The 12,538-nt window shown below is 32.3% G+C and carries 11 protein-coding genes; all 11 read right to left on the bottom strand.

Annotation, left to right across the window (positions count from 1 at the left end):
• Positions 1-77: 77 nt before the first annotated feature.
• Positions 78-851 (bottom strand): tryptophan synthase subunit alpha, encoded by a 774-nt coding sequence (gene trpA, locus AACQ14_RS23055; RefSeq protein WP_339365903.1) that lies wholly within the window; start codon positions 849-851, stop codon positions 78-80.
• A gap of 75 nt (positions 852-926) precedes the next feature.
• Positions 927-2,099: a tryptophan synthase subunit beta gene (trpB, locus tag AACQ14_RS23050; RefSeq protein ID WP_339365902.1), complete on the bottom strand. Its 1,173-nt coding sequence runs from the start codon at positions 2,097-2,099 to the stop codon at positions 927-929.
• A 47-nt stretch (positions 2,100-2,146) separates the two neighbouring features.
• A complete protein-coding gene (locus AACQ14_RS23045) occupies positions 2,147-2,761 on the bottom strand; it encodes a phosphoribosylanthranilate isomerase (protein WP_339365901.1) in 615 nt (204 codons plus the stop codon).
• Positions 2,751-3,536, bottom strand: a complete 786-nt coding sequence (trpC, locus tag AACQ14_RS23040; RefSeq protein ID WP_339365900.1) for an indole-3-glycerol phosphate synthase TrpC — start codon at positions 3,534-3,536, stop codon at positions 2,751-2,753. Before trpC ends, AACQ14_RS23045 begins: the two co-directional genes overlap by 11 nt.
• 9 nt (positions 3,537-3,545) lie before the next feature.
• The gene (gene trpD, locus AACQ14_RS23035; RefSeq protein WP_339365899.1) at positions 3,546-4,562 is read right to left on the bottom strand and encodes an anthranilate phosphoribosyltransferase; all 1,017 of its coding nucleotides are present in this window, start codon (positions 4,560-4,562) and stop codon (positions 3,546-3,548) included.
• Positions 4,559-5,134, bottom strand: a complete 576-nt coding sequence (locus AACQ14_RS23030; RefSeq protein ID WP_339365898.1) for an anthranilate synthase component II — start codon at positions 5,132-5,134, stop codon at positions 4,559-4,561. Before AACQ14_RS23030 ends, trpD begins: the two co-directional genes overlap by 4 nt.
• A gap of 27 nt (positions 5,135-5,161) precedes the next feature.
• Positions 5,162-6,556: an anthranilate synthase component I gene (gene trpE / locus AACQ14_RS23025; RefSeq protein ID WP_339365897.1), complete on the bottom strand. Its 1,395-nt coding sequence runs from the start codon at positions 6,554-6,556 to the stop codon at positions 5,162-5,164.
• A 594-nt stretch (positions 6,557-7,150) separates the two neighbouring features.
• The gene (gene hemZ, locus AACQ14_RS23020) at positions 7,151-8,614 is read right to left on the bottom strand and encodes a coproporphyrinogen dehydrogenase HemZ (protein WP_339365896.1); all 1,464 of its coding nucleotides are present in this window, start codon (positions 8,612-8,614) and stop codon (positions 7,151-7,153) included.
• A gap of 160 nt (positions 8,615-8,774) precedes the next feature.
• Complete coding sequence (locus AACQ14_RS23015) at positions 8,775-9,401, bottom strand: MBL fold metallo-hydrolase (protein WP_339365895.1); 627 nt, start codon at positions 9,399-9,401, stop codon at positions 8,775-8,777.
• A gap of 74 nt (positions 9,402-9,475) precedes the next feature.
• The gene (dtd, locus tag AACQ14_RS23010) at positions 9,476-9,925 is read right to left on the bottom strand and encodes a D-aminoacyl-tRNA deacylase (RefSeq protein ID WP_339365894.1); all 450 of its coding nucleotides are present in this window, start codon (positions 9,923-9,925) and stop codon (positions 9,476-9,478) included.
• A gap of 17 nt (positions 9,926-9,942) precedes the next feature.
• Positions 9,943-12,153, bottom strand: a complete 2,211-nt coding sequence (locus AACQ14_RS23005; RefSeq protein WP_339365893.1) for a RelA/SpoT family protein — start codon at positions 12,151-12,153, stop codon at positions 9,943-9,945.
• Between the last annotated feature and the right edge of the window lie 385 nt (positions 12,154-12,538).

Here is a 12,538-nt window from a genome sequence, read left to right as displayed (position 1 = left end):
GATTTTCATGCGATTGCCGTGAATATTTTCCTTAATTTGACCTATTATCTTATGATATATTATTATACTTATATTGATTATTTAGTCAAACTCTCAATATATTCTTTCAAAACTATTACATCCCCTTTTGAACGCTTAATTTCTCTTACTATAGCAGAACCTACTATAACACCATCAACATGATCTTCTAATCTTTTTATATCATCCCTGCAAGAAATACCGAACCCTACAGCTATTGGGAGACTTGAATTTTCTTTGACATCTTGTAGATATGATTGAATATCTGAATAAAAATCAGATTTTCCGCCTGTTACTCCTAAAGATGATACGCAATATACAAAGCCGTTACATCCATCAATTATCTTTCTGATTCTGTCTTTTGATGTTGGTGCAACTAGAGGTATCAAACAAATTTTTTCATAATCCATTATTTCTTCTAACTCATCTCTTTCTTCAAGAGGTAAATCAGGTATTATTAATCCATCAATACCTATTTTTTCACAAGTTCTAATGAACTTTTCTTTTCCATATATTAGAATAGTATTGTAATAAACTAAAAACAGTAGAGGAATTTCCGTGTTTTTTCTTATATCCCTGACTAAGTCCATTATTTTGTCAACTGTCACACCTGCAGTCAATGCCCGGAGTCCTGCATCTTGTATTACAGGTCCATCTGCTAAAGGATCAGAAAAAGGAATTCCTAATTCAATAATATCTGTTCCTCCTTTTTCTAAAGCATAGACAAATTCTTCTGTTTTTTCAATGTTAGGGTCACCTGCTGTTAGATACCCTATAAAAGCTTTTTTATTCTTACATTGTAATTCTTGAAATTTTTTGGTTATCCTGTTCATATATTATCAACTCCATTATCTATTATTATATTAGTTAGTGTAAAGTCCTTAAGTTTTCTCATACTTTAAAATCATTTATATGACATTTAATATTGTCTGTACATCTTTATCGCCTCTACCAGATATATTAACAATGACTACTTCATCTTTTGTCATCTCCGGTACGATTTTCAGCGCATATGCAACTGCATGTGAACTTTCTAAAGCTGGTATTATACCTTCTGTTTCGGATAATAACTTGAATGCTTGTACAGCTTCTTGGTCAGTTACTGCTTCGTATTTGGCTCTACCAGTATTATGTAAAAATGAATGTTCTGGTCCAGTTCCAGGGTAATCTAATCCTGCTGATATAGAAAAAGCTGGTTTTATATTTCCATCATCATCAGTCAATAGATATGTTTTCATACCATGGAGAACTCCAACTTTTCCATCTGCGCCATCGGATAGCACCGCAGCATGTTTTCCGGTACCAATACCTTCTCCTCCTGCTTCAACTCCTATAAGTGATACTTCCTTATCTTCTATAAAAGGATAAAATATACCTGCCGCATTGCTTCCACCACCAATACACGCTATTACTGTGTCTGGTAATTTATTTTCTTTTTCTAGTATTTGCTGTCTAGCTTCATCACCAATTATTCTCTGAAAATCCCTAACCATTGTTGGATATGGATGTGGTCCTACTACTGAACCTATTACATAGAAAGTATCTTCAACTAATCTGACCCATTGTCTTATTGCTTCATTGGTAGCGTCTTTCAATGTACCTGTACCAGATACTACTGGCTGTACTTTTGCTCCCAAAAGCTCCATCTTGAAAACATTGAGTTTTTGTCTTCTTATATCCTCTTCCCCCATGAAAACTGTACATTCCATACCGAATAATGCTGCTCCTGTTGCCGTTGCGACACCATGCTGTCCTGCTCCTGTCTCTGCTATGACCTTAGTTTTACCCATCCTTTTTGCTAATAGTAGTTGACCAATGACATTGTTGATTTTATGGGCTCCCGTATGATTAAGGTCTTCTCTTTTTAGATAGACCTTAGCACCTCCAAGATAATTAGTTAATGTCTCTGCATAATACAAAGGTGACTGTCTTCCCACGTATTCCTTAAGATAATAGTTGTACTCATTAATGAATTCTTCATCTATTTTATATTTCTCATAAGCCTCTTCCAGTTCTTTTAGAGGATACATCAATGTCTCTGGAACATATTGTCCTCCGAAATCGCCAAATTTTCTTTTCATTCTTTTGTCCTCCTGTACTCTTATAATAGTTGCTATATTGCAATTATTTAATTAAGCTTATATAACTCAACAAATAACTCTCTTATCTTATTCTCATCTTTGTTCAAGTTAGTTTCTACACCTGAATTCACATCAATAATCTGAGGTTTTACTGTTTTAATTGCTCTAACTACATTATCTGGTGTTAAACCTCCTGCCAATACTATCTGATTGCTCTTAGAAATATTCTTGACCAAATCCCAACTGAAAACTTTACCTGTACCACCACTTTTTCCTTTATGATAAGTATCCAATAAAATCCCATCAACATTTTTATAAGCATCAATGATTTTTAGACTACTCTCATCACTTACAGCAATGCTCTTCCATACTTTACAACGTATTTTTTTACAATAGTCGTTACTTTCATTTCCATGAAGCTGCACTATATCCAACCTGCATGAATGTACTAATTTATTAACATATTCAACATTTTCATTGACGAATACCCCAACAACCTTAATATCTTTTCTAATGTGTTTCCTAAGTTCTATTACTTCATCTTCTTTAACTTGTCTTTTACTGTCTGCAAATATAAAACCTATATAGTTTACAGGGTATTTGTTGATTATCTTTATTTCTTGTATGTTCTTTATTCCACAAATCTTTATATCAGGTATCATATACAAGTCGCATCTCCTTAGCCATTTTACTTATGTCATCACATCTCATAAAAGTTTCACCAACTAATATTCCATCTACATCAGCTTTCTTCAAATCTTTCATATAATCTAATCTGTCAATACCACTCTCACTAATAACCAAACAATTATCAGGAATATAACTCCTTAACTTTAAAGTAGTTCTTATATCAGTTTTAAACGTCTTCAGGTCTCTATTGTTTATACCTATAATCTTAGCTCCTGCACCTAATGCTTTTTCTATTTCTTCTTTTGAATGAACTTCCACTAAGGCATCCATAGATAGTCCATGAACGATAGTTATGAATTCATTAAGTTTTTCTTTATCTAATATAGCTGTAATAAGTAATACACAGCTTGCCCCTAGTAATTTAGCATTATATATTTGATTCTTATCAATAATGAAATCTTTACAAAGAGTTGGTATATCTACATTTTCACTTACCTCCCTAAGATAACTGTCTCTGCCTAAAAAATAATCTTCTTCAGTAAGTACAGAAATTGCATCAACTGAATCATTGTAAATGTCGGATAAAGCTATAGGGCTGAAATCTTCTTTTATCAAGCCTTTTGATGGAGAAGCTTTTTTTATTTCACCAATAATTGATAGACCTTCTTTTTTAATAGCATGATAAAATGATGGTCTGGTCTTTACTTTACTAATCTTTTGTATTAATGTATGAAGGTCATATTCTTTTTTTATAATCCTCTTTTTCTTCATTTTTATAATGTCTTCTAGGTATACTCTATCTCCCATTTCATCACCTCATCTAAAACTATTTGAATACCTAACAAATTCTTCTAATTTCAATCTTGCTTTTCCTGAATCTATAATTTCCTCTGCAATATTTATACCTTTCTCAAAGGAATCTGCTTTTCCTGCAACATAGATGGTAGCTCCAGCATTAAGCATTAATATATCCCTCTTAGCCCCTTTTTCTCCATCCAACAGTTTCCTTATTATTTCCCCATTCTCCTGAGCTGTACCTCCAGTAATATCCTGCATCTTGGCTTTTTCTATCCCATACATACATGGATCGATTTCATAGGTTCTTATACTCTTATTATTAAGTTCTGTCACTTTACTATCACATGTTATAGTCAATTCATCTAAACCATCTTTTCCATGAACAACCAAGGCTCTTTCAACTCCTAGATTACTTAGTACATGAGCAATCTTATCCATCATATTTTCATCATAGACACCAACTATCTGTGCCTTTGCTTTTGCAGGATTAGCCAAAGGACCTAATATATTAAATATTGTTCTAAATCCTAGCTCCTTCCTAACTGGTGCAACATATTTCATGGTTTGATGATACTTAGGAGCAAATAGAAAGCATATACCAATATCCCTTACCATTAATTCTGATTGTTCTGGAGTAAGGTCAATATTAATACCCAATGCTTCTAAAACATCCGCACTCCCACAATTACTTGATACAGAACGATTTCCATGCTTAACTACTGGAATTCCTACTGCTGCTATTACTATTGATGTTGCTGTTGAGATATTATAGGTTGAAAAACCATCTCCACCAGTACCACATGTATCCACTGTATATAGATTATTAAGATTTACTGGTACAGCTTTTTTTCTTAAAACTTTTGCACCTCCAGTAATCTCCTCTATTGTTTCACCTTTTATAGTCATTGCAGTCAAGAAACTCGCTATTAAAGTATCACTAACTTTTCCTGTCATTATCTTTTCAACACAATCCATCATCTCTGACTGTGACAAATCAAAACCTGATTTTATTTTATTAACAGCATCTCTTATCATATACAGCACTCCTTTCCTATAAAGTTTTTAATTAGCTTTTTTCCATCATCTGTCATTATAGATTCAGGATGAAACTGTAATCCAACAACATCTAACTCCTTATGTTTAACAGCCATTATTTCTCCATCACTTGTTGAAGCTATGTTTTCTAAACATAAAGGCAAACTTCCTTTCTCAATTGCTAATGAATGGTATCTAGCAACCTTTAAAGGATTTTTTATACCTCTAAAAATATACCTGTTATTATGTTTAATCAAACTACTTTTCCCATGAAATAAAGTTTTAGCATGAGTTATATTACCTCCGAAAGCCTTAACAATACATTGATGTCCCAAACAGATACCTAGTATGGGTATCTTACCAGCAATACTTTTTATAATATTAAGACAGTTACCAGCATCATCAGGTGTTCCTGGACCAGGCGAAATAATAACCTTCTCAGGATTAAGTTTCAATATTTCTTCTGCTGTGATTTTATCATTTCTATACACTCTAATATCATTTTCAAACTCACCAATATATTGATATAGGTTATAAGTAAAAGAATCATAGTTATCAATAATTATTATCATTTTTAAGCCCTCCTTTTATAATCATTATCAGCTATTAATAGCTGCTATCAAACCTTTTACCTTATTCTCGGTCTCTTCATATTCCTTAACAGGGTCAGAATCAGCAACAATACCTGCCCCTGCCTGTAAATATAATGTATCATCCTTGACCACCATAGTTCTTATAGCAATACACATATCCATATCACCATCAAATCCAAAATATCCGATAGCCCCACCGTATATACCTCTCTTTTCTTTCTCCAACTCATCAATAATCTCCATTGCTCTAATTTTAGGAGCTCCAGATAAAGTACCAGCTGGAAGGAAACTCATTAATACATCAAACATATCTTTATCATCCCTTTTTATACCACCAACCAACGATACTAGATGCATAACATGAGAATATTTCTGCACTTTCATAAAAGATTTTATTTCAACAGAAGATATCTTCGAGACTTTCCCCATATCATTCCTACCAAGGTCTACCAGCATAACATGTTCTGCCTTTTCTTTTTCATCATTAAGTAAATCATCAGCCAATTCTTTATCTTCCTCATCATTCATGCCTCTTTTTCTCGTCCCTGCTATTGGACAATTAAGTATTTTCCCCTTTCTCAATTCAACCAGCATTTCTGGAGAACTGCCTATAACATTGTAATCACCAAAATTAAAACAAAACATATACGGAGATGGATTGACCTGTCTAAGTTTCCTATAAAGTTCAAAGGGAGGTACCTCACTTTTTCCACTCCATCTTCTAGAAAGAACCACTTGAAAAATGTCTCCCTCGTAAATATATTCCTTAGCCCTTTTCACTGCATTCTCAAATTCTTCCTGCGTACTATGACTATGAAATGAAACCTTCCCCCCATTGTTGCATCTCTCATTGCATTTGATGTTTTTCTGTAGATTATTTTTTATAACATTAATCCTCTTATTAGCTCTTAGACTAGATATTTCATCTTCTTTTTCCAAAACAACGATATTTATTTTGTTAAGAAAATGATCATAGGCAATCAATTCTTTAACAAACATCATATGTAAATCTGGTAAATTCATCTTGTGGATATTTTCATTTGGCAGATATTCATATTGTCTTATAATGTCATACCCTACAGTACCCACAGCTCCTCCTACAAAAGGAATACTAGTCGTATTACTCAATTCGTATCTCTCTAGATATGTTTTAACAATATCAAGAACCCTACCTTCTTCCTTCCTCTCAACTCCATTTTCACAAATGAATACCTGATGTTCAAAAGCTTTAATTACTATAAAAGGATTAATACACAAAAATGAATATCTACCCTTGGGCTGTTCTTTACTCTCGAGGAGAAAACCTACCTGACCTTTTACATATTTCTTAAACAGAGTTATAGGTGTCTCTGTATCACCCGAAATTGTTTCCACATAAGGTACTAGTTTAATTTTATCCATCACATTACCTCCATTTAATTCTAAATACGACAAAAAACCACTTCGCCCCCTATTGGGACGAAATGGTTTTTCGCTAATGCCACCCAACTATAGATTCAGTAATTTATAAGTCTATTCTTATAATAAACTTATAAAAATAAAAAAACGGTACTACCGTCATGTTGAGACGAAAGACCGTTATACCACTCAAATCTATGCTATATTTTCAGATACAGAATTACATCGATATCCTAACTCAATAACGGGAGTTCCCGGCATCAACTACTCAGTCAACAACCTTTCATCTAGCATCTCATGGAGCCATTCCTATTCATCATCTATACCGTACCTCACACCTACCGACGGCTCGCTGCAATAAATTCAGAAAAGTACTCTTTCCAATCACAGATTTTTAAATATTTTATCAGATTATAACATATTTTATTTTGTTTGTAAATATTTAATTACTATTCTTTATATTTTCTTTATATTTTGCAAGTAAATCAGAAAAGAATTTTATTCTGAGTAGATGAATAGATATCTATTCATCTACGGCCTATTTGCACTGCATACCTCTCAACCCTAACACACTTCTTCTACTTATAATAACAATTTTTAAGCAAAAAACTTCCTCTTCCTATCAATCATCTCATCAATACGCTCAATATACTGCTCCACATTCTTAACATTTTCAATTCTCTCAATCCTATTCTCATCCCTGAATACAACCTTAGAAACAGAACCCGCACCAAGAGCAATTATAGATTGCGCCTCTTCTATAATTTCAACATTGTATATACATTCCATCCCTGTAGAACAATACCCCACATTTTCATAATTACCAACCATATTCTTCTGCCTATACATATAATATGGGTTCAACCCTACCAACTTACATTCATGATAAACCATATCAATCATTTCCCTGATTGTCTTATCACTAATCAAATCATACTCACTAATACTTTCTCTTAACCTAGAAGCCCGTTTCACCGCCATAGTATGAACAGTAACACTCTCAGGATTTAACTTTTTAATCTGTTCCATGGTCTTTTTCACATCCAAAAAATTCTCCCCAGGAAGCCCTATTATCAAATCCATATTAATATTATCAAAACCTGCTCTCCTAGCCATAGAAAACGCACTATATATATCCTCAACAGTATGCCGTCTACCAATAATTTCTAATGTCTTATCATTCATTGTCTGAGGATTAATAGAAATTCTTGTAACGCCATATTTCTTTAATACTTCTAACTTAGCACCATTAATAGTATCCGGTCTACCTGCTTCTACAGTAAATTCCTCCAAAGATCCAACATCAAAATGCTTATCTATCATTATCATAAATATTTCTAACTGTTCAGCATTTAGAGATGTAGGTGTACCACCACCTATATATATCGTTTTAACCTTCTTATTATCCAACAATTCTTTTGAAACATACTCCATTTCCTTTTCCAAAGCTTGCAGATAATCCATAACACGAGACATCCATTTATCTATTGGATACGACGTAAAAGAACAATACAAACATCTAGTCGGACAAAATGGTATCCCTAAATATATATTAATTTCATCATCTTTATTAGTACTTAATATCCCCATCTCACTTCTTACAATTTCCATCATTAAATCAATTTTAGGTGGAGATATCTTATAATGATTTTCAAGACATTCTCTAATTTTATCTTCACCATCACCATATCTATCTATTAAATCAAACACTATCTTAGTAGGTCTTATACCTGTCAATATGCCCCAAGGCTGCTTCATACCAGTTACTTTTGAAGCTACATCGTAAAGTAATGTCTTCAGTAACCTTTTTGATTGTTTTCTTCTTTCTCGAGATTCACTTGGTAAATCTTTAATATACTCCTTGTCAAGAGAAGAAGTTTCTATAATTTCACCATTTTCATAATAAACAGCTTTAAAATAATTCTCGCAAACTACTGTTTCAATTGTAACACCTTCAGGGGGTATATCTTCTACAATATCATATTTTTCTCCCTGATAAAATAAATTAAGCAGCATTTTGATTTCATATTCATAATCATGACCTTTTAGCAATAAATACATTAAATCTTACTCCTATATATATTGGACTTAAACAGCTATACACCCATTTCAATAAGTTCAATATATTTTCATTGATTTTATAAGTTGAATATAGTTAAATAATTACTGGCTCTATAGCATTATTTAATTAAACTTATCAATATAATTAAAATAATTAATCTTAACACATATATATATTCGTCTTTTTCTCATAACCAATAGTTGTTTGAAAACCATGGCCTGGATAAACTTTTGTCTCTTCTGGTAAAATCATAAGTTTATCCTTTATACTATTAATTAATGTATCTTGGGGTCCATCATAAAAATCAGTCCTACCTATAGAACCCGCAAACAATGTATCCCCACAAAACAATATATCATTCTCCCTATTATAGTAACATACACTTTCTGGTGAATGACCTGGAACAACAATACAATCAAACACTAATTCACCAAATTCAAGAATATCTTTATCTCCAACAACTTCATCATTTTCTACTGCAACAACTTTTCTCATAAGATTCAAGGATAAATTTTTATTAGGGTCAGCCATAAGCTCCCCTTCTTCTCTGCTAGTAAATACAGGTACTCCATAATTATCCCTGATAGCATCTACTACTCCGATATGATCGAAGTGTCCATGTGTAACAAGAATTCCCATTAATCTTAGATTCTTCTCTTCAATAAACCTAATGATTCTATCTTCATCCCCAGCTGGGTCAATAACTACTGCATCTTTACTTTCTTCATCATAAACAATGTAAACATTTGTCTGCAAAATCCCTAACATCATTGTTTTAACTTTCATTATAAATCCTCCTCTTACAAAAAGATAGCTAAGAGTAATAACATTCTCCTACTATCAATTTGATTAACACTATGCTAAAACACTTTCTCACTATCTAAAAGTAAAGTTACAGGTCCATCATTTAATAGCTCTACCTTCATATCAGCTTGGAACATACCTTGCTTTATGCCATCATATTTTTCATTAGCTCTCTTAATGAATTCATCAAAAATCATTCTAGCTTTATCCGGCTTAGCAGCTACTGAATAACTAGGTCTACGTCCTTTTCTACAATCACCATACAAAGTAAAGTTAGGAACAATAATTATCTCACCTTCAATATCTTTGACTGATAGATTCATTTTATCATCTTCATCTTCAAATATTCTTAAGTTAATTATTTTATCAAGCATATAATCATATACTTTCATATCATCATTATCTAAAAATCCTACTAGCACTAATATCCCTTTACCTATTTCACCTATCAATTCGCCTTCAACTTTTACAGATGCATGTTTAACTCTCTGTATAACAACTCTCATAATACTACTTATCCTTTCTAGCTATTGGTTCTTATTATTTCTTCAACACCTTCAATGTTTCTTAACTTTTTAGTAAGTTTATTCAATTGATTAACACCATTGATATCCATAGTTACATTAAAAATAGACTTATCACCCTTATTAGAACGAGCATTTAATGATTTTACAGGTATCCTTTCTTCAGTTAATACTTTTGATATATCATATAATAAACCTACTCTATTAGAACTTATTATCTGAATTTCAACCTGATATAGGCGACTAGATTCTTTCTCATCCAGACTTTGCCATTCAGCTTCAATCAATCTATGTCTTTCCAATTCTGATAGATTAATGATGTTACTACAATCCGTTCGATGTATTGATACACCCCTGCCTCTAGTAATAAATCCTATTATTTCGTCCCCAGGCACTGGATTACAGCATTTACTAAATCTAACAGCCAAATCTTCTACACCTTTTACAACAATACCACTTTTGGATTGTTTTGCTGTTGAAGGGTTTATATCAAATACTTCTTCAACTACTTCACTATTTTTATTAGTTACCTTGATTTTCTTTTTATATTCTTCATAAAGCCTATTGACTATCTGTCCTTCCTTCAAGCCTCCATGACCTATAGCAGCACATACAGCTTCCCAGTCCTTGAAGCCATATTTTCTTTTAACGGCTTGTGTAAATTCAGGTTTGATTATATCACTAAGGGGTATCCCCTTGGCTTTTGAATATTTCTCTATTAATTCTTTACCTCTGACAATATTGTCTTCCTTGAATTCTTTCCTGAACCACTGATTGATTTTACTTTTAGCTTGTGAGCTTTTTATGATGTTTAACCAATCTCTACTTGGGCCATGAGAATTCTGTGAAGTAATTATTTCAATTCTATCTCCATTTTTAATCTTATAATCAAATGTAACTATTTTGCCATTGACTCTAGCACCAACCATTTTATTTCCTACAGCACTATGGATATGATAAGCAAAGTCAATAGGAGTTGAACCAGCCGGTAGATCTATTACATCACCTGAAGGTGTAAATGCATATACCTGATCGGCAAAAACATCTAAATCAGATTTGAGAACATCCAGGAATTCTTTATTATCAGACATGTCTCTCTGCCATTCCAAAATCTGTCTTAACCAATTTAATTTTTGTTCTTCGCTCTGCTCCATTGATTCCGTTGTCTTACCTTCTTTATATTTCCAGTGAGCAGCAATACCATATTCAGCAGTTCTATGCATTTCATATGTTCTGATCTGCATTTCGAAAGGTTCTCCTTCTGGACCAATAACCGTTGTATGTAACGATTGATACATGTTTGGTTTGGGCATAGCAATATAGTCTTTGAACCTTCCTGGTATTGGTTTATACATTTCATGGATTACACCTAAGACTCCATAACAATCTTTAACTGATTCTACAACAGCTCTTACTGCAAAAAGATCATATATTTGATCAATGGTCTTATTCTGTCCAACCATTTTTTTATAAATACTAAAGAAGTGTTTTGGTCGACCGTCTACTTCTGCTTTTATTCCAATCCTATCTATTTCACCTTTTATATCTACAACAATTTTATCTACGAAGCTAATCCTATCATCTCTTTTTCTAGCTATCTTTTCAACTAAGTCATAATAAGCTTCGGGATTAAGGTATCTGAATGATAGGTCTTCTAATTCAATTTTAAATTTTGAAATACCTAATCTATGAGCTAAAGGAGCATAAATATCTAATGTTTCCTTAGCAATCTTCTTCTGCTTTTCTTCTGACTTATATCTTAGAGTACGCATATTATGAAGTCTATCTGCCAATTTTATAAGAATTACACGTATATCCTTTGACATAGCCAAAAACATTTTTCTATAATTTTCCGCTTGTATTTCTTCTTTATCTGTAGAATAAGGGATTTTTTCCAGTTTAGTTACTCCATCAACCAATAGAGCAACTTCCTTACTGAATTCATGTGTAATATATTCTATTGTATATTCTGTATCTTCTACAACATCATGAAGTATACCAGCCATTATCGATTCTTTATCAAGCTCTAGTTCAGCTAGCAAATGAGCAACAGCCAAAGGATGTATTATATAAGGTTCCCCTGATTTTCTAAGCTGTCTTTCATGAGCTGTCTTAGCAAGTTGATATGCTTTTTGAATCATGGAAAAATCTTCGGATGGGTGGTATTTTCTTATTACTTCTAATAAATCCATATAAATTTTATCAGGCATTTCATCACCGCTTCTATTTACATTTTATTTAGTATTTCTAGTTTTTAAACTGAATTATTGATGAATCTAATATATCTATATATTATAGTTTTTTTTCTTACAAAATGCAAGAATTATTGCACTCTAAACTTTAATCTATTAAGCATAGTAATTTATATATATGTTGAACTTGAACATCTATACACCCATTTCAATAAGTTCAATAGATTTTCGTTGATCTTATAAGTTAAATAGAACTAAATAATCTCTGGGTCTATAGCAATTATTTAACTGAACTTATATAGAATAATATATATTATTATTTAGTATGTATTATACGCTATTACTGGATAAATGTTCTATAGAGAAAAAGAGATAAAAAATAATAAAAATAAGACCTTTACTT

The organism is Vallitalea maricola (assembly GCF_036985595.1).
GTDB classification, from domain to species: Bacteria; Bacillota; Clostridia; order Lachnospirales; family Vallitaleaceae; genus Vallitalea; species Vallitalea maricola.
Note: the sequence above shows the minus strand (reverse complement) of the source record. Positions and strands in the feature narration are given on the sequence as shown.

Coding starts and splice junctions, on each gene's coding strand:
- dtd (WP_339365894.1), bottom strand. CDS start 9,925: ATGAGAGTTGTTATACAGAGAGTTAAACATGCATCTGTAAAAGTTGAA.
- AACQ14_RS23045 (WP_339365901.1), bottom strand. CDS start 2,761: ATGATACCTGATATAAAGATTTGTGGAATAAAGAACATACAAGAAATA.
- hemZ (WP_339365896.1), bottom strand. CDS start 8,614: ATGTATTTATTGCTAAAAGGTCATGATTATGAATATGAAATCAAAATG.
- AACQ14_RS23030 (WP_339365898.1), bottom strand. CDS start 5,134: ATGATAATAATTATTGATAACTATGATTCTTTTACTTATAACCTATAT.
- trpE (WP_339365897.1), bottom strand. CDS start 6,556: ATGGATAAAATTAAACTAGTACCTTATGTGGAAACAATTTCGGGTGAT.
- AACQ14_RS23015 (WP_339365895.1), bottom strand. CDS start 9,401: ATGAAAGTTAAAACAATGATGTTAGGGATTTTGCAGACAAATGTTTAC.
- trpB (WP_339365902.1), bottom strand. CDS start 2,099: ATGAAAAGAAAATTTGGCGATTTCGGAGGACAATATGTTCCAGAGACA.
- AACQ14_RS23005 (WP_339365893.1), bottom strand. CDS start 12,153: ATGCCTGATAAAATTTATATGGATTTATTAGAAGTAATAAGAAAATAC.
- trpA (WP_339365903.1), bottom strand. CDS start 851: ATGAACAGGATAACCAAAAAATTTCAAGAATTACAATGTAAGAATAAA.
- trpC (WP_339365900.1), bottom strand. CDS start 3,536: ATGGGAGATAGAGTATACCTAGAAGACATTATAAAAATGAAGAAAAAG.
- trpD (WP_339365899.1), bottom strand. CDS start 4,562: ATGATAAGAGATGCTGTTAATAAAATAAAATCAGGTTTTGATTTGTCA.